General features: G+C 36.3%; 18 protein-coding genes. 10 read left to right on the top strand and 8 right to left on the bottom strand.

Annotated elements, in window-relative coordinates; translation table 11 throughout:
* Positions 1-227 (bottom strand): type ISP restriction/modification enzyme (locus tag ACFINX_RS01880; RefSeq protein ID WP_375668233.1); only part of this gene is annotated, 227 nt, incomplete at its 3' end.
* Between the two features lie 223 nt (positions 228-450).
* On the opposite strand from ACFINX_RS01880, the gene ACFINX_RS01875 reads away from it, so the two are divergent.
* The gene (locus ACFINX_RS01875) at positions 451-627 is read left to right on the top strand and encodes a hypothetical protein (RefSeq protein ID WP_375668232.1); all 177 of its coding nucleotides are present in this window, start codon (positions 451-453) and stop codon (positions 625-627) included.
* Positions 628-790: 163 nt separating this feature from the next.
* Here ACFINX_RS01875 and ACFINX_RS01870 read toward each other — a convergent pair whose 3' ends face one another.
* Genes ACFINX_RS01870 through ACFINX_RS01860 form a run of 3 tightly spaced genes read right to left on the bottom strand, consistent with a single transcriptional unit; the run spans position 791 to position 4244 of the window.
* On the bottom strand, positions 791-1255 hold the full coding sequence (locus ACFINX_RS01870) for a toxin-activating lysine-acyltransferase (protein ID WP_375634273.1): 465 nt from the start codon (positions 1253-1255) through the stop codon (positions 791-793).
* Positions 1256-1261: 6 nt separating this feature from the next.
* Complete coding sequence (locus tag ACFINX_RS01865) at positions 1262-2587, bottom strand: HlyD family type I secretion periplasmic adaptor subunit (RefSeq protein WP_375668231.1); 1326 nt, start codon at positions 2585-2587, stop codon at positions 1262-1264.
* Positions 2577-4244, bottom strand: coding sequence for a peptidase domain-containing ABC transporter (locus ACFINX_RS01860; RefSeq protein ID WP_375668230.1), 1668 nt, complete (start codon positions 4242-4244; stop codon positions 2577-2579). Before ACFINX_RS01860 ends, ACFINX_RS01865 begins: the two co-directional genes overlap by 11 nt.
* A 254-nt stretch (positions 4245-4498) precedes the next feature.
* Here ACFINX_RS01860 and ACFINX_RS01855 point away from each other — a divergent pair, with 254 nt between their 5' ends.
* The gene (locus tag ACFINX_RS01855; protein ID WP_375668229.1) at positions 4499-5308 is read left to right on the top strand and encodes a hypothetical protein; all 810 of its coding nucleotides are present in this window, start codon (positions 4499-4501) and stop codon (positions 5306-5308) included.
* Positions 5309-7908: 2600 nt separating this feature from the next.
* Here the strand turns inward: ACFINX_RS01855 and ACFINX_RS01850 are convergent.
* From ACFINX_RS01850 to ACFINX_RS01835, 4 genes are all read right to left on the bottom strand, one after another.
* On the bottom strand, positions 7909-8694 hold the full coding sequence (locus ACFINX_RS01850) for a DUF1499 domain-containing protein (protein ID WP_375628221.1): 786 nt from the start codon (positions 8692-8694) through the stop codon (positions 7909-7911).
* Between the two features lie 523 nt (positions 8695-9217).
* Positions 9218-9757, bottom strand: a complete 540-nt coding sequence (locus tag ACFINX_RS01845) for a hypothetical protein (protein ID WP_375668228.1) — start codon at positions 9755-9757, stop codon at positions 9218-9220.
* On the bottom strand, positions 9750-10346 hold the full coding sequence (locus tag ACFINX_RS01840) for a DUF1214 domain-containing protein (RefSeq protein WP_375668227.1): 597 nt from the start codon (positions 10344-10346) through the stop codon (positions 9750-9752). Before ACFINX_RS01840 ends, ACFINX_RS01845 begins: the two co-directional genes overlap by 8 nt.
* Positions 10347-10363: 17 nt before the next feature.
* Positions 10364-12514 (bottom strand): transglycosylase domain-containing protein, encoded by a 2151-nt coding sequence (locus ACFINX_RS01835; protein ID WP_375668226.1) that lies wholly within the window; start codon positions 12512-12514, stop codon positions 10364-10366.
* A gap of 346 nt (positions 12515-12860) precedes the next feature.
* On the opposite strand from ACFINX_RS01835, the gene ACFINX_RS01830 reads away from it, so the two are divergent.
* The 8 genes from ACFINX_RS01830 to ACFINX_RS01795 all read left to right on the top strand — a co-directional run bounded on the left by ACFINX_RS01830 (position 12861) and on the right by ACFINX_RS01795 (position 20895).
* Positions 12861-13097: a hypothetical protein gene (locus tag ACFINX_RS01830; protein ID WP_273723886.1), complete on the top strand. Its 237-nt coding sequence runs from the start codon at positions 12861-12863 to the stop codon at positions 13095-13097.
* Between the two features lie 21 nt (positions 13098-13118).
* Entirely contained in the window at positions 13119-13784 is a 666-nt protein-coding gene (locus ACFINX_RS01825) for a response regulator transcription factor (protein WP_375649356.1), read from the top strand.
* Positions 13784-15202: an ATP-binding protein gene (locus ACFINX_RS01820; protein ID WP_375668225.1), complete on the top strand. Its 1419-nt coding sequence runs from the start codon at positions 13784-13786 to the stop codon at positions 15200-15202. The genes ACFINX_RS01825 and ACFINX_RS01820 overlap by 1 nt, the downstream gene beginning before the upstream one ends.
* A gap of 236 nt (positions 15203-15438) precedes the next feature.
* Positions 15439-16209 carry a tetratricopeptide repeat protein gene (locus ACFINX_RS01815; protein WP_375652309.1) on the top strand — a complete coding sequence of 257 codons (771 nt, stop codon included), beginning with the start codon at positions 15439-15441 and terminating at the stop codon, positions 16207-16209.
* Between the two features lie 77 nt (positions 16210-16286).
* Complete coding sequence (gene ccmE / locus ACFINX_RS01810) at positions 16287-16766, top strand: cytochrome c maturation protein CcmE (RefSeq protein WP_375611160.1); 480 nt, start codon at positions 16287-16289, stop codon at positions 16764-16766.
* Between the two features lie 7 nt (positions 16767-16773).
* A complete protein-coding gene (locus ACFINX_RS01805) occupies positions 16774-18753 on the top strand; it encodes a heme lyase CcmF/NrfE family subunit (protein WP_375640254.1) in 1980 nt (659 codons plus the stop codon).
* Position 18754: 1 nt separating this feature from the next.
* Positions 18755-19165, top strand: a complete 411-nt coding sequence (locus ACFINX_RS01800) for a cytochrome c-type biogenesis protein CcmH (RefSeq protein ID WP_375628209.1) — start codon at positions 18755-18757, stop codon at positions 19163-19165.
* A gap of 218 nt (positions 19166-19383) precedes the next feature.
* On the top strand, positions 19384-20895 hold the full coding sequence (locus ACFINX_RS01795) for a Do family serine endopeptidase (protein ID WP_375668224.1): 1512 nt from the start codon (positions 19384-19386) through the stop codon (positions 20893-20895).
* The last annotated feature ends 33 nt before the right edge of the window (positions 20896-20928 follow it).

Below are 20928 nucleotides of genomic sequence, written 5' to 3'. Positions count from 1 at the left end.
GAATGGAAAATCCCATAAACGTAATAGAATAAATCATCTTTCGTGATTTTTTCATTAGGATAAGCCGCTTTAAAATGTGCTAATCCTTCATCCGTAATGGTATAACGATAAAGCCATTGAGCACCCCCATCTTTACGCTTATGAAGTAACAAGCCGGCACCATCATTATATTTGCCAGCCCCCAATGTTGCGACAGCCCTTGCATTAAGACGATTCATAAGAGGCATTTTTACTCCTTTCTTTCCTCATTTGTACCCACACACCAGCCCCGCTTTTGACGTGCAAGCAAGTGGTTTTGATTGATTCAAGATAAACAGATTTGAAATGAGAGAATCCTACGTTATTCGGGGGTCTAATTCAATATGAACAGAGCTAGATTATCATTATAAATCAATACTTTGCCTTGTTGATACTTACGTTTATGAAGATAATCACAGCAAAGCAAAGCTTTTGCATACAGATCCTCTTGTTATTGAGAATCTTGAGGATGATTGTAGCCATGGCATGCCTACACGCTATGCTTATTTTGAACAAAAGCTTATCTTGTATCCAACACCAGAGCGAGTTTATTCTATCAGGCTTATTCTTGACTCTATAAGAATAAAAGATAAAGAACGAGTGGATTAAACCTCTTAACTATCTGTAGTCATTCATATTGAATTTGATAAGATGGGAAATACGCGTCTGTAGGGGGGCTCTTACTATAACATAGTTAAAATAGTTATTTTTAGAGGTTTTTCTTTATAAGAGGCGAGGGGTAAATGATTTATGCGCACTTGCTTTAGAAAAACTATTTGGCTGGATTTTGCGCTCTATAGCAACACCAGCGTGCAATTTTTCGTATTCCACCATCTTCATTACGTCGTACAGCATAACAATAACGCTGATCAGGAAATATATTTCGTTGCATATCGCGTACAATATGAGCAGTATGTCCATAAGGTGCTACACAATCAATAAACCATACGTATTTTCCATTCTGCCAATTGACATCGGGTAAAAATTCTCCCTTTTTAAGCATAGATTGATGATTTTTCTCATCTAAAAAAGCCCAAGTGATAAAGGCACAAAATTCTCCACGTTCATTTTTATAGAGTTTATATTGCCCAGTCTGTAAGGCGGGTCCTATGTTGCGTTCGATATCCCAAATTCGCCAGCGGCGGTATAAGGGAGATGTAAGCATTAAAACCATCATAGCTCCTAACGCTGTAAGAGGGTCTATGAATGATGATGAAGGATTTTCATGCACACACATTAATCTTTATCTTTCCTTTAGAGATTGTTCTAAAATTTTGGTGATAGGTTCAAAGAAATAAGAAATGAGACGTCGTTTTGAGGTAATGACATCCGTTGTCACAGTCATGCCAGGGATAAATTTAAGATATTTGTTATTCAAAGTGATATGATCTTGGTCAATTTTGATTAAAACAGCGTAGACACCATTAATTTCTTTATTATAGCGCGCTGTAGCGCCTACATTAACGACTGTACCGTGGATAACACCGAAACGTTCAGGTGGAAAGGCAGAAAACTTGATGTAAGCACGTTGACCCTTTTCTAAAAAACCAATATCTCGATTATCAAAAAACGCTTCAACAATGAGACCACCTGCATCAGGGACAATACGCATAAGCGTTTTACCAGCTTCTACAAAGCCGCCCAAAGTATGGATACTTAAATCATCGATACGTCCATCAACAGGCGCATAGAGTGATAAGTGGTCAAGATGGTATTGAGTGCTATCAAGCTTTGCTTTTAATCCTTGAAGATTCAGTTCTGTTTCACGCGAAAGTTGCCGATAGCGGGCGATTTCATCGGAAATGAGACTTTTCCGTTGTTGGCGTAGGGTGTTTATTTCGGCGGCATTTTCTTCCAAACGCCTTTGATTGGTTAAAATTTCATGCTCGACATTTTTAAAGTCATGTAAACGCTCTAAATAAACGGCTTGGCTAATGACTTTTGTTTCCATCAGGCTTTTTGCAGCTTTTAATTTTCCTTGGCTTAATTGACGATCATCTTCCAACCTATCTAATTGCGCATGTTGTGTTGCACCGCTGCGCTCGACGCGGTCCGCCTGTGCTTTTAGCGCTCTTAATTTATCTTGGAGAGATTGAAGGGTAGCGCTAATGAGTTTTTCCCCTTCTATTCTTGCAGTTTTATTGCCAGAAGGAGGAGCAGGCAGATAGGCAAGCCCTTTGGTTACAAAATCTTTATCCAAAGGATCACTTTCATGCAAAGCTGTTAAAATAGCTGTTGCAATTTGTGCTTGAAGGGTTTGTTGCGCGATATCTGCTTGAACACGTGCGCACTCATTGAGGGCTTCACGGGGATCTAATTGAATAAGGAGATCACCTTGATGAACAAATTGCCCTTCTTTTACAAGAATTTTCTCAATGCGTCCTGTATTTTGCGCTTGGACCAGCTGAACGTAAGCGGTGGGAATAACACTTCCTTGCCCCCGTGCAACAATCTCTGTTTTTGCGATAAAGCTGCCGATTACAATAAAGAGAAATAAGGTGACCAAAACAGCAACCACCATATGAAGCGTTGGTGACAAAGGGCGCAAATAGGGAGCTTTATCTGCCATTTGTTGCCTCCAAATCAGTACAGTTTAAGACGGTTGCATGCTGAGGAAAGAGGTTGCTTTTGTGGGTAATAACAAGAACAATACGTTCTTGCGAAAGTTTATATAAATGCTCAACAATTTGTGCACTGACAGTGTCATCCAATGCGGAAGTAGGTTCATCCAAAATAAGAAGGCTTGGGTTTATCAGAAAGAAACAAGCCAAAGCCAAGCGTTGGCGCTGACCACCTGATAAAAAACCACCTTGCTCTCCTACTTGAGTATTGAGTCCTAAAGGCAACTGAGCAATCAAATCATGGCAAGCACTAACATATAGTGCAGCGTCGATTTCATCTTTAGTGGCATCTGGTTTAGCAAGAAGCATATTCTCAAGAATGGTTCCGGAAAAAAGGCAAGGATTTTGAGGAAAATACGCGATTGTTTCACGCACGCTACGGACATCAAAATTCTGTAAAGGTTGGGCGTTAATCAATATCTTTCCGCTTGTTGGGGGGTAGAGTCCACAAAGGAGCTTCGCCAAGGTTGTTTTTCCGCACCCTGAAGGACCAAGTAACATAATTGGTTGCCCAGGTTGTAAACAGACATCAAGATGATTGATAATGGATTTATCTCCATAAGAAAAACAGAGATCGTTGGCTTCAAGATGAGGAGGAGCGCTAAGTTGAAGAGGCGGCTTTTCTTCTTCCCATTCTGGAGGGGAATTAAGAATATCGCCCAAACGAAGACGAGAGATTTTCAAATGCTGCCATTCTTCCCATAGGGATGCAAGGCTTAAGATAGGACCAGAAACATTTCCAGCGAGGAGATGAAAGGCAATAAGTTGCCCTAGTGTAATCTGGTTTTGAAGAACTGCCTGAGCACCAAAAAAGATAATAAAAATAGTGAAAAGATCACCAAAAATATGGCTCATGGCTCCATTGAGAAGATGTAATTTACTGGTTGTAAGGCTTTGATCTAAACTACGGGCTAAAGTTTCTTGCATGCGTATTGTATGAGCAGCTTCTTTTACGTGTGCTTTTATGGCTTCAAGATTGGTAAAACTTTCAATAAGGCGCGATTTATGGACAGCTTGCAGAGTAAAAGCACGGCGTAATTGGCGGCGCAAGAAGGGACCGACCAACGCTAAAGAGCCCATTTGTAAAGGTAAAATGATAAGGACAATGAAGGTAAGTTTTGGACTAATGGAAAAGAGTGCAGCAATATAAATAATGGCAAACAGAACATTCAGTACGGTTGTGGCGATGGTTCCTGTTAAAAAACCGCGAATTGTATCAACTTCCCCAATACGTGAAAACAATTCTCCTACTTGCCAACGGCGTAAAGTGGGCAAGGAGAGACTTAAAAGATGGGTGTAAATGCGCCGTCCAAATTCTAACGTAAGCCGATTGGCTAAATAAGCACCTAAGTAGCCTGATAGAGTGCTAAGAGCTGTGCTAAACAGCATGATAGCAACCATCAAGACAACGATAGCATAGAGACTTTCAATACGCTGAAAAGGGAGAATACGGTCGATAATCGCTTGAAAAATAAAAGGATTCACCAAGCCCAGCAAACGCAAAACAACAGCAACGCAACTGAGTTCGATAACATAATAGATATATTTCTTTGTTGTTCTTGTAAACCAAGAGAATGATACAGGTTTTTCTTGTGAATGACTCATTTGAATTTATGATTTTATTTAATAGAAAGAGCGATTGATGTCGCATATTTAAACAGTATTGTAAATAGTATTATATTCATACAAAATATACATTTTGTATGAATATAATATAAACATAATGTATTTATTGTTTATACAGTATTTTTATTGTTATTTATACAAATTATATTTGACATTTGCTAAAATGAACAATAATCAAATTCCCACTGTATCGTTGTGATACAGTTATTTTTAATAATAAAAGGAGGATTTAAATGGGTAGTTCAAGCTCATCAAATGATTCAAGTAGTAACTCACATCCAAAAAGTTGGCTTTTTCCAGAAGATGATTATAGTACAGACGCTTATGCCCAAGCAGCAGGTACAGGTGGCATTGTAGGAGCAATATTAGGAGGTGGTGCTGGTGCAGCTGGAGGTTCTATTGCTGGACCAGGAGGTGCAGGTGCTGGCTTACTCGGTGGAGCAGTAAGCGGCGGAATAGGAGGAGCTGGTGATTCAAGTAGTAACTCACATCCAAAAAGTTGGCTTTTTCCAGAAGAAGATGATTGTAGCCCAGGCGCTCATGCCCAAGCAGCAGGTGCAGGCGGCATCATAGGAGACGTAATAGGAGGTATTGCTGGTGCAGTTGGAGGTCTTTTTTCTGGACCGGGAGGTGTCAGTTCTGGCTTTGTCAATGGAGCAATAGGAGGTGGACTAGCAGGAGCTGGTGACGCTGTGGTAGATAAATACAATGCATGCTATACGGCACCAAGTTGTGAAACAAGCGATTATGTTGAAGCAGCTGCCATACACGGCGGTATAGGAGCAGCATCTGGTGCATTATTTGGTCTGGGAGGAGCAGCAATAGGCGGATTAGAAGGAGCTGCTGACGGTTTGATAGATAAGTACAATGAATGCCATCCGAATCCAAGTTGTGAAGTAAGCGATTATGTTGTATCAACAGCCATAAAGGGAGGCGCAGGAGCATTAATTGGTTTATTAGGTGGTCCGGAAACAGCAGTAGCAGGCGGATTAGGAGGAGCTATTAACGGTTTTAAAGATAAGTACAATCAATGTCATCCGTAAAGTAGAGGGACACTGTTTCTAATTTATTTAGAAAATAGCTAGTAAGATATTTCTGAGATCAGTGATATTGTAAACATACTTTAAAGCTATGGCTAAACTGATTTCAGGGATATTTTTGTGTGTGATAATAGATATTTTATTTTGGATTTTTTTGTTATGAATACTTTTACTCGCTCCTTAGTAACAGCAATTGGATTTGGATTTTGCATGTTTTTTTACAATAGATTTAAAGGTGAGAACTGGAGTATAAAAAGGACAATATTATCAACAATTATGTTTTTTATATTATATTATTCTGGAAATTTATTAGTTAAATATATGGGAATTTTATAAAAATTATTTATATATAAAATTATAATTATTTGAGTTAAGTTTATTATTTGAATTATACTCTATTGCTCTCTCTATTAAATCATTCATAAAGTAGATGAAATTTCAGTCTGGATTTTTTGTTATGCATACTTTTACTGGCTCCTTATTGGCAACGTTTATATATGGATTTTTAATGTTTTTTTACAATAGATTTAAAGGTAAGAACTGGAGTATAAAAATGGAAATATTATCAACAATTAGGTTTTTTATATTATATTATGCTGCAAATTTATTAATTGAATATATGGGAATTTTAAAATAATATAAATCAAGTTGTTATATTATTTTATTATTTATTATGAGTTATATATTTTTACAAATTATATTTGATTTTTTGCTAAATAGCATGCTCATCACATAATTCAATTAGTAACTCACATCCAAAAAGTTGGCTTTTTCCAGAATAAGATGATTGTAGCGCAGGCGCTCATTCCCAAGCAGCAAGCGCAGGCGGCATCGTAGGAGCCTTAGTAGGAGGTGTTGCTGGTGTGCAGTCGGAGGTTCTATTGCTAAACTAGGAGGTGTAGGTGCTGGCTTTGTGAGTGGAGCAGTAGCAGGTGGACTAGAAGATCTGGTGACGCCGTGGTAGATAAATACAATCAATGCCATTCGTAAAATGGAGGGAGGCTGTTTCTAATTTATTTAGAAAATAGCTAGTAAGATATTTCTGAGATCAGTGATATTGTAAACATACTTTAAAGCTATGGCTAAACTGATTTCAGGGATATTTTTGTGTGTGATAATAGATATTTTATTTTGGATTTTTTTTATGAATGAGCTTATTAGTATTATTGTAGAATTATTATTTTCTATAGGTGCTTTAATTATATTTTTCTATACATTGTTTTCATATTATAAATCTAAAGGTTATAGTAAAAAAGAAATTTGGAAAAAAATTTTGTTAAGAATATTTTTGTTCTTTATATTATTTTCTATGACATTTTTTATTTATATACGTTATTTCTATGAACAATGATTATTCATTATTAAGTTATAATTATAGATTAATTTGGAAAATTTATTTGTTATCTATATTTTTAATATATTTTATGAATTGTTTTTTGCATTTTTTGTTTAATTATATTTATTTAAATTGTATTATGTATCTAAGGTATGTAATGAAAAAAATATTAAAATTAAATCATTAATTAAGAATAAATTCGTTTTTTATATTATTTTAAATTATTAAGTTTTATACAATATATATTAATGTTTATTGTTTTTATATGTTTTTAATTTGGATTTTTTTATGAGTGATATTATTCGTATTATTGCAGAATTATTATCTTCTACATGTGCTTTCTTTATATTTTTCTATGCAATGTTTTTACGGTATAAATTTAAAGGTTATAGTAACAAAGAAATTGTGAAAAAAATGTTTTTAAGCACATTTTTGTTCATTATATTTGTTATATTACTTTCTATAACAGTTTTTATTTGTATACGTTATTTATATGAAAAATGATTATTTATTATCTTTATACAATAATGTTTTTGATATTTTATTTTCAATATTTGTTTTTATATTTTTATTAAGTTATAGATAAAGTGGTGAAAGTTGGAAAAATAGTATAAAGGAAGCAATTAAGACATTTAGTGGGTTATTTTTGGCGTTTTGTTTTATTTATGTTGCGTTTAAATATATTAGATATTAGTATTTATATTTAAATTATGTTTGATGAAAAATTATTTTCATTTAAATAAGTTTCTATTATTTGTAATAATATATATATTTTTTTTATTATGAAATTTCTTTATAAAATTGAAATAATCATTTATTGTAAAATACAGATGAATTTATGTGTATTTTATTGTTAATTTTTTCTGTAACTATATTACATATGCATCATATTTTATGATAAATGTATTTCATCTTTCTTGATGAGGGTGTATTTTTCTATTTTCATTGGAAAAATGCGCCTGTAAGAAATGCTTAATTTCCTTATTAGAGAAGTCTTCTTTCCTACTTTTATGATGAGATTTCTGAGCATAAAAAATATATGTAAAATCAATTATAGTATTTAAGTTTAGAATTTGAATTCAAATATTTTATCTATATGTCACGCGCTAAAAAGAGTCTATAAGTTGCTTTTGGGTGTTTAAAGAACTTGTCAGTAATGCTTATGGCCGTCGAGAGACGATAAATGTTTTGTGCGTTTCTGCACGTCTCAAAATTTATTTTTGAAATAAGCTAATTTAGTAAATGTAACTTACTATACTTCTAACCTCTACTCATTATCTTCAGCAAGAGGAAGTGAGGCGATTTCTGTATCAAGTGCATCCATAAAATCGATAATAAAAGCAGCATTTGTCCCCAAATCTCTTGGCAAATAACGAGAAGTAGAACGCATATCAACAAAAGTTGTATCCCCTTCATCAGTTAAACGAATAACAATATCTAAAATAAAGCCAAGGTAAAAAGTTTTTGCTCTCGTTTCGATATAAATTTCATTTTCTTCGCCTTTGAATTCTCGTTGCGCTACAACAGGCCAATCATACGCAGCTAAAACATTAAGAACGGATTCGCGAATACGGTCAGGTGAGCCATCATAACGGCGCCCCGATATTTCTGGCCATTGTGACATCTGTATTGCTGCTTGTTCAGTCAAAACACTTTTGAGTGGTAAAGCATCGCTGGGACGTATTGTGCGAAAAAAAGCCGGTGGTCTTTGTGTATCGGTAGAAACGTCGTAAAGAGCCGGTAAGGTAAACCAAAGTCCAAAAAAGAGCATCAATGGTGTGGCTGTTATCAACGAATAAATGATCCCTTTTAAAGCTTTCATTCCCCCTAGAGCACCATAGACCCACAAACTATGAAGTGCTTTAATAGCCAGAAAAAGAGAAATAATTACACAGCCAGTAGAGATTCCGATCAAAATTATGAAGTCAGTTACGTTAATGACGGAAAAACGTTGTAAAATGACTGAAAATAATAAAATAAAGAACGACAATCCACCAAATCGAGGGGACCATACTGCTGCTCTTGAAACGAACCGAACATATCTCTTCTTCATGAAGTTTTTCCCCTCAATTGTAAACTATAAGCTAAGTTTTTTCAGAGTGCTACCTTACAAAAAGCTTCTGCTCATAAACCAAAAATAAAGCACTTATTTTTGAGGTCAAGGATACGTAATGTCTTATAAGTTTCCAGTGGTTATTTTAGCACTTCATTGAAGGTAATCAGTATTTCTTCTATAGTTTATCATGTTATTGATGCGAACTTTATGGGAATGTTTGTAAATAAAAAGAAGTAAACTCAAATAACAAGTTTTACGGTTGTTAGCAGCATATATTTTTAGAACTTTACTCTTGATTTTTCTCTTCTGATTGCGGGGAGTGATAATGCGTAATCAAATAGGATATGATGATGTGCAATAGAGATTTCATTCTACCTCAATAAAAAATTGAGGGATCTACAATCAGACAAATCTGAATTCGAATATTCAATTAATAGAGAAAAAAGATAACCATTTTGATAGGCTTCCTGTATTTTGTATAGAAAGGAAGGTGTTGTACAAATGAGAGTTTAGTCCGTTTTTATTCATAAAATATGCGGCAGGTCGCAGATGAAAGAAAAGCTTCACTTTCTTTTTTTGCAAGTGAAGAAGGGGCAAAAATACGTAAAATGATAAAACCTTCATTCAAATTTTTAGCAACCAAAACTGAATTGGCATTTTTTTTAGGTTTTGATTTTTTGAGTTCTATGATTTGTATTGGTTTTCCAATAATAAGATCGAGTGTCGCATCAGGGGCGGTTCGGTCATTAAGGCTATAGAAAATAATTCCGTCGTGTGTGTAGGCTGCTAGTGACCAAAATTGTCGTGTTTTCAAAGCTTTTAAATGAACAGGTCCATTTTCAAGATTAAATCTGCAGACTTTAAGAAGAAAGAGTGGATCAGCAGATTGCTGAATAGGATTATTGGGCGTAAAATCAACAAATTGATAAGGGGCTCCGGATTTTTTTAGTGCTGTCCATATATTATTTTGTGCCCAATAGGGGATGAGAAAGAGAACGCAAATATGAACGATAATAGCGCCAATGATTGCAAGAAGTGCGGTATAAATAAATCTAGTCACAATTTATTTGTCCTGATGGGATTTGTTCTATTGATGGCATTGTAAGCTTTTGTAATGCCGTTGCAGAGATGATTGAGGTATCGTATAAGGTAAGAATAAGCCCGAATTCTTTTTGACTAACTGTTGCAAGCCAATTGCCGGCTTGCGGTGTGGGTGAAATATTGATGCGCAATGAGCCATCATGCTCATAGATAATATTGTCAGTGTGGAGTTCAAAAGGTATTTCTTTGGATGAAGTATAGGGTTTAAGGGATTTGTCAGCTGTATAAAGGGTAAAAAGACGGGTTTCAGGGATGGTGCCTTTGAGCAAATAATGACAGTGAGGATGAAGTGGACGCCCTTGGTTATCTTGCCAAATCTGGAATTGAATACCTTCAGTTCGTCCGAGTGAAACAATGCCTCGTTTAGCGGTGTGGGCGCGGGTATAAGGATCCATATTAGCGGTTCCCACCTGTGGATAAGCACTCCATTTTCCAATTCTAAAGAGTCCAAAATGAGGAAAGGAATTGAGCACATAATCGACACTCAGTGTTCCACATAAAATGGAAAAAGCGAAGATAAAAAAGAAAATGGTGATATTAAAAAACATCAGTGAATATCTTGAATTCAAAATGTTGAATCTCCAGTTGTTTTCATTTTCAAAGAAATTACAGATGTTTTTTTCAGATCTTTGTTAATCAATCGCACAATATTCAATGTTTCAGGAGAAAGCGTAGAGGGTATTGGAGGAGGAACTTCAGAATCTGCATGGGAAGAAAGTACTGGGGGCTGATAAGGAAGGAGAGAATCTTTAACACCATAGAGCTGTTTGAGCATGATATTTTGATGTGCAGCAAGCATGATGCGATGCCATATCATGGCAGGAACGCCACCCCCAAAAGCACGATTCATCGGTGAAAAGTTATCATTTCCCATCCATACCGCTCCTGTATAATTGCCTGTAAAGCCAACAAACCAAGCATCACGATAAGATTGTGATGTTCCAGTTTTCCCAGCGACGAGAGTCATGGGTAGAGCAGCACGCTTACCAGATCCTCGTGTCGTGACACCCACCATCATTTGGTTCATATAAGCTGTTGATTGTTCATTCAGAACTCGGTGTAGTTTTTTTCCGTTATGTTCGAAATCCCACACGACACGACCATCAATTGTTTTGATTTGCGTAAACCCATGACGATTACCAGCTATCCCGCCATTCGCAAAGACATTAAAGCCAGTTGCTTGATCCATGGGGGTCATGTTGGAAGTGCCCAGAACCATCGTTTTGTGTGATAAAATATGCGCGTTAATCCCCATATTCTTGATGAGATCTATGATGGGTTGGGTATCACGGTTAAGATATTGATAGGTGAGATACACAGGGACTGTATTAATAGAAAAAGCTAAAGCTGTTGCTAAATCAATTTTCCCCAAATAACGGCCAGAATTATTTTTTGGTGTCCAACCTCCCCAATTGATAGGAGCATCTAAAACGATTGTCGAGGGAGACAGTCCGTGTTCCAGTGCGGTTGCGTAAACATAAGGTTTGAATGAAGAACCAGTTTGCCGTCCGCCTTGTGTTGCTCTGTTAAATTGGCTCTTTTTATAATCTTGTCCTCCAACAATTGCGCATACGGCACCGTTATTATCGAGTATAACGGTGGCAGCTTGGGTTACGCGATATTGTTGACCATATTGATGTAAATGATATGCGATTGATTCTTCTGCTGCTTTTTGAATATTCGGATCAAGGGTCGTTTGAATAATGAAACTATGGCTTGGAAGTTGATTACGCATTTTTTTGACTTCCTCGAATGCCCAATCAAGAAAATAATCTGGCTGATTATTTTCTCTTTGGGGAAGTGCCTTAGCAGGGTGGCGATGCGCATTGATAATTTGGCTCTTCGTCATAAAGCCACTATTAACAAGATTAGAAAGGACGATATTGGCACGTGTTTGAGCTGCAAAGAGATGACTATGAGGAGCATATTTTGTTGGAGCTTTAAAGAGTCCTGCTAACATAGCAGATTCACTTAAAGAGACATGACGTATGTTTTTTCCAAAATAAAATTTTGCCGCTGCGGCAATACCAAAATTGTTTCCTCCCATATAGGCTCGGTCAAGGTAAAGTTGTAAAATCTGCTTTTTGCTAAAATTTGCTTCTAGCCAAAGAGCAAGATAAGCTTCTTTGATTTTACGTGTTATGGTTCTTTCGTTTGTTAAAAATAAATTTTTAGCCAATTGTTGTGTGAGAGTTGAACCACCTTGCACCACACCTTTAGCTTGCATATTTTGTGAAATTGCCCGTGTAAGTCCTTGAAAATCAATGCCCCAATGATCAAAAAAACGACGGTCTTCTGTAGCGAGAACCGCTTTAATAACAGTGTCAGGCATTTCTTCAACGGGGACAGAGATTGCCGGCAGTGCACCACGGTGCCCAATGGAATTTCCATAGCGATCTAGAAAAAGAATGGAAAAGTTTTTAGGAGAAGACCAATCTGTTTTGGTCAGTTCAAAAACAGAAATGCCCAAAATAGTGAAAAGAGTAAATCCCAACAACCCTAATGTCAGTATTTCATCGAGAACTTCAACGATAAAACGTTTCCATCCTTGAAGATGAAAATTTTGTGAGACGATTTTTGCCTTTTTCCAGAAAAAACTGTTAGCAGAACGAATGTGATAAAGCGCTGTGTCTAATCGTGCGTCTAATTCAATGAGAGCAGGACTATGAAATGGCTTACGGTGTTGCCCTTTCTTTTTTTTAAAAAAATCAAACATTTAAAGAGAGCCTATGGCAAAGCAATACAACCAAACAAATCTACAATAATTATATGGAGTAGAAGTATTTTTTTTCTATAGTTCTAACAGAGAAAGAATTTGTTTTAGAATTATGCATTTTTTGTAAGATAGTATATTAATATTTTATTATTTTATTGAATAAATTTTATTCTCATTATTAAAAATATTTTTTTGATTTTTTAAAAATTTGGAGTAATGTTAATATGTTCTTCTGTAAGATAGAGGATAAATTGTTTTCATTTGTGATTTTTTAATCGACTAAAAAAAACCATTATTTCTTTTATCCTTTATCAAGGAAGAGAAGAGATGGGTTATTGAAATATTTATGATGAAAAAAAAATTCTTGTTCGTAATAATAGCAGCTTTTTTAGGAGCAGATTCTGTTCTAGCTTCTGGGTGTGCTGAAGTAGGTAAGAAGGCTGCCGCACAAGAGAGCGGGGTTCTCGTCCGTTCAAAACCGGTTGTTCAGGATGGAAAGGACATGTGTGCAATTGTAGTTGTTGTACCAGCCCGTAATGGTGAAAAGTTACGTCGTGTTGAGTTTTTTGTTCCTGCTGATTAGTCTTTAGCAGATGGTGTTGTGATGCGTATCTTAATCGTTGAAGATGATCGGAATCTTCACCATCAATTAGCAGAAGCTGTAAGACGTGCAGGATATGTTTCCGATAGTGCTTTCGATGGTGAAGAGGCTTATTTTTTAGGGAGCACAGAGTCTTACGACGCGGTGATACTTGATATAGGTTTACCGCAGATTGATGGTATTAGTGTTGTTGAAAAGTGGCGTCAAGAAGGGCTCTCCATGCCTGTTTTAATGCTAACGGCGCGAGACCGTTGGTCTGATAAGGTGCGCGGTATTGATGCTGGAGCTGACGATTATGTTGTGAAGCCATTTCATTTGGAGGAGGTGATGGCGCGCTTGCGAGCATTAATTCGTCGCACTACGGGACATGCGACAAGTGCATTATGTTGCGGAAATGTTTTGTTGGATACAAAGACGTCTCGTGTTTTTGTGGATGGTCAATTGATTAAACTAACATCTTATGAATTCAGACTGCTTTCGTATCTCATGCATCATTGTGACAGGGTCATTTCAAGAACAGAGCTTACTGAACATCTTTATGATCAGGATTTTGATAAGGATTCGAATACGGTGGAAGTCTTTGTAGGTCGGTTACGGAAAAAGCTTGGAGTGAATTTGATTGAAACTATTCGAGGAATGGGATATCGCGTGAGAACGCGAGGTGATTAATGAATGTTTTTGAAGAGAATAATTGGTATAGGAGGTTCTTTTTTGTAATTACTCGATCTCTCAGTTTACGTGTTATGATCTTATCAACATTATGGGTTGTTATTTCTCTTTTATCGATTTCTGCAGTAAGTATTTTATTTTATAAGCGTTCGACTGAACAAAGCCTAGAGCGTATCCTTTCTGCTCAACTCTACAGTCTTATTGCAACAGTGACGGTGTCATCGGAAGGTACTTTGATAGGAGGGGCTGGGATTGATGATATTCGTTATTCTGATCCAACAACAGGATGGTATTGGGAAGTTGTTGCGATATCCCATAATTTAAAAGGAAGATTGACATCTCCCTCATTGGGAACAGGCGAGATATTTACACCAAGTGATGTTGATATACCTTTTGACAATAAATTCTTTCGCTCTTATCGGATAACGGGGAACAATGGTCAAAAGCTACAAGTGATTGAGAGTGATGTTGTTCTTGATAATAAAAATCATATTGCACGTTTTCGGCTTGTTGGGAATATCGATGAAGCTCATGCCCAGGTAAAGGAATTTAAGCGAACTTTGCAAATTTTTCTTTGGAGTTTCGGTATCGGGAGTGTTCTTATTAATATTGCTATTATTTTCTTTAGTTTTCAACCGTTGAAGCTTATTCGATATGCATTGAATGATATTCGCGAAGGAAGAGTTCATTATGTGAATACGGATTTAGTAAGCGAAGTGATGCCGCTTGTACAAGAGATGAATGCTCTCATTAATAATAATCAGCGTATTATCGAGCGATTTCGCACACAGGTTGGTAATCTCGCGCATTCATTGAAGACGCCTCTATCCGTGATTATGAATGAGACAGATAAGATGCGCGGAGAAAAGGCTAGTTTGTTGAGAGAGCAAACGCAAATAATGCAAGCTCAAATCAATCATTATCTTCAGCGTGCGCGGATTGCAGCACAATGCGATAGTGTTGTCTATCATACGTCTGTTCGCAGTGTGCTTGAACGCTTGGTGCGGGTTATGAAAAAGCTTAATCCTGAAAAACAAATTCAATTTATTATGGATGTTGATGATATTGTTTTTTCTGGAGAGAAGGAAGATTTAGAAGAAATTATAGGGAATTTGATTGAAAATGCTACTCAGTGGTCTCGCGCAAAGGTTTTGATCTCTTGTTGTTTAGAAGAAAATGCTGAAGAAACAGAATATTTTAGTATCTTTGTAGAAGATGATGGTCCTGGTTTAACAGAAGACAAAATTGATGAAGCATTAAAAAGGGGGCGGCGGTTTAATGAAAGTAAACTAGGGTCAGGCTTAGGGTTAGCAATTGTTTCAGATATGGTCAGTGAATATGGTGGGAATCTCTTTTTATCCCGTTCTGATTTGGGTGGGTTATATGCAAAAGTTTTATTACCTAAGATGGGAGAATAACATATTTTCTCCTTAAGCAAGAAATGTCTATAAAGTTTGTAAAGCAGTATTTTCAGATAATACATCAAAGAGTAGGGAAACATTGTTTTTAGTTTCTTTGTTTAATTGATATATATATAATAGATTTTATAATATTCTCCATGAAAAAATGAATTTTTATTAATTCACATCACTTTTCTCATGAAGAGGATAAAATGTAAGCGAGTTATTCTCTGTTCGTATTGGAAAAAAACGATATGCTCTTATTGATTTTTGCAGCATTTTTTCTGATTTTTCTGGCAAGTGTTCTTTTTCTTTCACTACGTTTTGATGATGAGATAAAAAAAGAATGGAAAGTTCAAACCGTGGATGGTTATAGAAGCCATAAGCGTATGATTGAGTTTAACAAGCTTTATATGCATTATAAAAAAAGAAATATTCTTAAGGCTTTAAGTATCTTGTTTGTTCTCCTTATGACATGGAATATTTATGGGCTGACAGGCAATCCAGAAGTGAAAAGTTATTTTTTTAGCGAATTAATGGATAAGGATCCTCAAACTCTTAGTAAGCAAGAAAAGCTTATTCGTTTACAAGTGCTTTTTTTCCGTGCACCTCATGATGGCAAGCTAGCAGATGCGTTAGCGGTAGGGTATCTCGAAGAAAGCCTTTTTCAAGAAGCAGTGAATACTTATTTAGATGCACTTCGTTTGAATGGAGAAACAGCTCCAAGGCTTGTAGGATACGGTTTAGCATTGGTTGGTTATGAAGGGGGAGTGATAACGCAAGAAGCGCAAAATGCTTTTCAAAAAGCAGCAGATTTAGCGCCAACAGATTTTTATCCACGTTTATTGTTGGCCGATGCATTGCATCAAGCAGGAAAAACTGCACAGGCAGTGCAATTTTTACAAAGCTTTCTTGATACAATGCCTGAAAATTTTTCAGGACAATCACGTGTTAAAAAAATGATGATTCAGTTACGTGATTTATCGAGTAAGCATACAAAGAAAAGAAATCTTGCACCTATGTAGAAGATGTGCAAAGCTCTTAAAAAATAAAATATTGATACTTAATTATAACGTATTTAAAATTTTTTCGCAGAGTGTCTATGAACAGTCAATCTTTAAAGAATTCTGCCTCATGGAAGGTTATTTTAGAGCAGCGAAAAAAAAAGCGCTTACTGATCATATTATTATGTTGTTTGGTTATGACAATTGCAGCAAGTCTCATAGTGTATGCAATGCGTCATGCGGTCAGTTTTTTTAGAATGCCCTCTGAAATTACAAGAGAAGATATTTTAACGGAGCGCCCTTTGCGTTTGGGTGGCTTTGTTGAAAAGGGAACTGTTCAATATGTTGGAGAGAGAGGCGTTGTTTTTTTTGTAACGGATAACAAAAAACATGAAAAAGTAGTTTTCAATGGTGCCTTACCGGATCTTTTTCGTGAAGGTCAGGGGGTGATCGTAGAAGGGCATTTCGATAAACAGGGCTTTTTTATAGGGATGCGTATTTTAGCAAAACATGATGAAACTTATATGCCTAAAGAAACAGCTGATCGTTTGAAAAAACATTACATTATGGAGAAATAATTCGATTGTGCTTGTCGAACTGGGTCATATTTTTTTAGCTGCAGCATTTTCAGTAAGCTTATTAGGGGCATTTTTACCTGCTTTAGGTTTTTGGTGGAGAGAGCGTTTGTTAATGCAAACAGTTGTTCCTCTAACATATATCACTTTTACATTACTGCTTTTATCTTTTTTAGTGATAATTTATGCTTATGTCGTATCTGATTTTTCTGTTTTGAACGTTGTTGAGAATTCTCATTCAGAAAAACCGATGCTCTATAAAATTACAGGTGTTTGGGGCAACCACGAAGGCTCTATGTTGTTATGGGTTTTAAGTCTTGCTTTTTTTAGCGCATTGATGGCTTTTTTTAGCCAACATTTGCCAGAAGATTTTAAGACGCTTGTTTTAATTTGCCAAAGTTGGATTACAACTGCTTTTCTTTTATTTATTCTTTTTGTATCCAATCCATTTTTACGCGTAAATCCACCAGCATTGCAGGGAAATGGTCTCAATCCTCTTTTACAAGATATCGCATTAGCAATTCATCCACCGCTACTTTATTTAGGTTATGTCGGTTTTTCACTTTGTTTTTCTTTTGCCGTTGCGGCATTGATTATGGGACAGGTTGATAGAATTTGGGCGCGTGGGATTCGTCCGTGGCTTTTACTTGCTTGGTGTTTTTTGACATTGGGTATTATGGTTGGCTCTTATTGGGCTTATTATGAGCTAGGATGGGGGGGGTATTGGTTTTGGGATCCTGTTGAAAATGTTTCGTTTATGCCGTGGCTTTCAGGAACGGCTCTTTTACATTCTGCTCTTGTTCTCGAAAAACGAGAAATATTGAAAAGTTGGACTCTGTTTTTAGCGCTGCTTACTTTTTCCCTTTCTCTGATGGGAACTTTTCTTGTGCGTTCTGGGCTTTTAGTTTCTGTTCATAGTTTTGCTGTTGATCCAGCACGCGGGCAAGCAATTCTTGCTCTTTTATTTTTTTTTACGGGAGCTGCTTTTCTTCTTTTTGCTTTGCGTACCCCTATTTTAAAAACAGAAAGATTTTTTCAACCAATTTCACGTGAAGGGTTTATTGTTTTAAATAACTTGTTACTGACAACAATAACAGCAACAGTATTGATTGGTACGCTTTATCCTTATTTTATTGAGATATTAACAGGGCAAAAAATTTCTGTAGGGGCTGCTTTTTTTAATCTTACCTGTGGACCGCTAATGGTTTTGCTGTTGTTGTTTGTTCCATTTGGGACAATGATGGCATGGAAACGCGGTGATTTTCTTGCAGTTTTTGAACGCTTGTGGTTTGTTTTTGTATTGGTTGGTATCGTCTGTTTTATAATATTCTATGCGACATCTGTGCGTGATATTTTTGCAGTTTTAGGGATTGGGCTTTCAGCGTTTGTTTTTTTAGGCAGTTTAGCGGATCTATGGGGAAAGAGTGGATATGGCAAGAGAGCTTTTTCAGTACGCGTTAAGAGATTTCTTGGATTGCCATGGTCTACTTTTGGTGCAGCAATAGCACATATGGGATTAGGCGTTACATTATTTGGTATTGTTTGCGTAGCAAGTTTTGGGCAAGAACGTATTTTAATCATGAACGTAGGGGATAGGGTGACGATAGCGGATAAAACGCTTCATTTTGATGCAGTGTATGATGGTGTTGGTTCGAATTATTCGACAATGGAGTTTTATTTTAAAATATATGAAAATAAAAACATTGTAGGTCATGTAACAGCCTCAAAGCGATTTTATTCAAGCCAAAATACATCAATAACAGAAGTTGGTCTTAAAAATCATGGCTTATCACAGCTATATATTGTACCGGGACATATTGATAATCGGGGTCTCGTTGTGCACGTATGGTGGAAGCCTTATGTAATATGTATTTGGTTAGGGGCATTCATGATGGCTATGGGGGGATGTCTTTCTCTTTTGGGGTATTGGTTTCGCATTGGCATGTACAATAGGGTAGTGCTTGCTTTAAATTTTTGGAAAAGACATTGAGATGAAAAAAATTCTTTGGATTGTATTTTTTTTAATTGCAACGTTTCCTTTTCGATTAGCAATAGCAGTAGAGCCGGATGAGATTTTAAAGAATAAGATTCTTGAAGCGCGAGCACGCCATATTTCATCGCATTTACGTTGTCCTGTTTGTCAAAATCAATCAATTGATGATTCAGATTCTGCTTTAGCACGTGATTTACGGCTTTTAATTCGGGAAAGGCTAAAAATGGGCTATAGTAATCAGCAAGTCACTGACTTTCTTGTTGAGCGATATGGTGAATTTATTCTCTTGAAACCACCATTGAATAAGATAACTTGGTTTTTATGGTTCTCGCCTTTGATCATTATTATCATTGGCGTAAGTATCATATTTTTCCACTTCAAACGAAATAATCATGAGTTATGTGAATGAAAAAGAACAGTCAAAAATGTCATTGCATTAAAAAAAATGTTACATAAAAGAAAAAAATCAGATCATCTGCAATGAGCAGACAATCTTATTGTAATTATATTAGGGAATACTGAAACCTTACAAAACTTTAATAATTTAGACAGAAAACGGTAAGGTCTGGTATTTTATAAGTGATCGGAATTGAAATAAAGGTATGATTGAATAGGAGCATAGAATAAATGGTTAAAAAGGCTTTCTTTAGAACATTTGTCGCAGTGAGTTTTTCTGCGATATTGGAAAGTGCACTGTTTTTTAGTGGATGTACATCAAGCTTGTGGATGACAAAGGCTCATGCAAGTTCTGTATTTACTTCGTTAATGCAACAACAGGGATTTGCCGATATTGTTGCTCAAGTGAAACCAGCCGTTGTAGCAGTACAAGTAAAGAGCAATAAAAAGAAAGAAGATAGGTTCTTTAGCAACTTTTTTAGTGGTCCAGGACTTGATCAATTACCAGATCAGCATCCTTTAAAAAGATTTTTTAAAGAGTTTTATGATTTTGATAAACCTAAAAATAAATTTCCGCACCAATCGCAGAGACTCCGTCCTGTTGCTTTTGGATCGGGTTTTTTTATTTCGTCTGATGGTTACATTGTGACCAATGATCATGTGATTTCTGACGGAACAAGTTATACTGTTGTTCTTGATGATGGTACAGAATTGAACGCAAAGCTCATTGGGAAAGACCCCAAAACCGACCTTGCCGTATTAAAAGTGAATGATAAAAGAAAATTTTCTTATGTTGATTTTGGTGATGATTCAAAGCTTCGTGTTGGGGATTGGGTTGTTGCCATTGGGAATCCATTTGGTCTTGGTGGAACTGTGACAGCAGGTATTGTTTCTGCACGTGGACGTGATATTGGCACTGGTGTGTACGATGATTTTATTCAGATTGATGCTGCTGTTAATAGAGGAAACTCTGGTGGTCCAACGTTTGATCTTAATGGAAAGGTTGTTGGGGTTAATACAGCAATTTTTTCTCCTTCTGGAGGAAATGTTGGGATTGCTTTTGCTATTCCAGCAGCGACTGTAAAACAGGTTGTACAACAACTTATTGAAAAAGGTTCAGTTCAACGTGGTTGGTTAGGTGTTCAGATTCAGCCGGTAACAAAGGAGATTTCCGATTCAATAGGATTGAAAGAAGCCAAAGGTGCTTTGGTTACTGATCCGTTAAAAGGACCGGCAGAAAAGGCTGGTATTAAAGCGGGTGATGTAATTATTTCAGTGAATAATGAAAAAGTTGCTGATGCGCGTGAGTTGGCGAAACGTATTGCAAATATTAAACCAGGAGAAATGGTAACCATAGGGATTTGGAGATCAGGTAAGGAGGAGAGTATAAAGGTTAAACTCGCTTCAATGTCTGAAGATGAAAGTAAGAAAGAGACTTCAAAATATTCAAATGGACAGAGTGATTTAGATGAAACATTGGAAGATTATGGTTTGATTGTTATGCCTTCTGATGATGGTGTAGGGGTTGTCGTAACGGATGTCGATACCGATTCAGATGCTGCAGATAAAGGGATACGCCCTGGTGATATCATTGTGACAGTAAATAATAAACCAGTTAAACGAGTCTCTGATATTATTAACACAATCAAAAATGCTCAGCAGTTAGGACGAAAGGCTATACTCTTACAAGTGCGAACAAATGATCAAAATCGTTTTGTTGCTCTTCCAATTTTCAAAAAATAAAGCTTTAGTTGTAGGACAAATATTTATTAAACA

The sequence above is a fragment of the Bartonella sp. AP36NXGY genome, assembly GCF_042195865.1.
Taxonomy (GTDB): domain Bacteria; phylum Pseudomonadota; class Alphaproteobacteria; order Rhizobiales; family Rhizobiaceae; genus Bartonella.
The sequence above is the reverse complement of the archived record's forward strand: the minus strand, read 5'-3'. Positions and strand labels throughout refer to the sequence as shown.

Coding starts and splice junctions, on each gene's coding strand:
- ACFINX_RS01835 (WP_375668226.1), bottom strand. CDS start 12,514: ATGTTTGATTTTTTTAAAAAAAAGAAAGGGCAACACCGTAAGCCATTT.
- ACFINX_RS01800 (WP_375628209.1), top strand. CDS start 18,755: ATGAAAAAAATTCTTTGGATTGTATTTTTTTTAATTGCAACGTTTCCT.
- ccmE (WP_375611160.1), top strand. CDS start 16,287: ATGAACAGTCAATCTTTAAAGAATTCTGCCTCATGGAAGGTTATTTTA.
- ACFINX_RS01795 (WP_375668224.1), top strand. CDS start 19,384: ATGGTTAAAAAGGCTTTCTTTAGAACATTTGTCGCAGTGAGTTTTTCT.
- ACFINX_RS01865 (WP_375668231.1), bottom strand. CDS start 2,587: ATGGCAGATAAAGCTCCCTATTTGCGCCCTTTGTCACCAACGCTTCAT.
- ACFINX_RS01855 (WP_375668229.1), top strand. CDS start 4,499: ATGGGTAGTTCAAGCTCATCAAATGATTCAAGTAGTAACTCACATCCA.
- ACFINX_RS01840 (WP_375668227.1), bottom strand. CDS start 10,346: ATGTTTTTTAATATCACCATTTTCTTTTTTATCTTCGCTTTTTCCATT.
- ACFINX_RS01870 (WP_375634273.1), bottom strand. CDS start 1,255: ATGTGTGTGCATGAAAATCCTTCATCATCATTCATAGACCCTCTTACA.
- ACFINX_RS01850 (WP_375628221.1), bottom strand. CDS start 8,694: ATGAAGAAGAGATATGTTCGGTTCGTTTCAAGAGCAGCAGTATGGTCC.
- ACFINX_RS01815 (WP_375652309.1), top strand. CDS start 15,439: ATGCTCTTATTGATTTTTGCAGCATTTTTTCTGATTTTTCTGGCAAGT.
- ACFINX_RS01860 (WP_375668230.1), bottom strand. CDS start 4,244: ATGAGTCATTCACAAGAAAAACCTGTATCATTCTCTTGGTTTACAAGA.
- ACFINX_RS01820 (WP_375668225.1), top strand. CDS start 13,784: ATGAATGTTTTTGAAGAGAATAATTGGTATAGGAGGTTCTTTTTTGTA.
- ACFINX_RS01830 (WP_273723886.1), top strand. CDS start 12,861: ATGATGAAAAAAAAATTCTTGTTCGTAATAATAGCAGCTTTTTTAGGA.
- ACFINX_RS01825 (WP_375649356.1), top strand. CDS start 13,119: ATGCGTATCTTAATCGTTGAAGATGATCGGAATCTTCACCATCAATTA.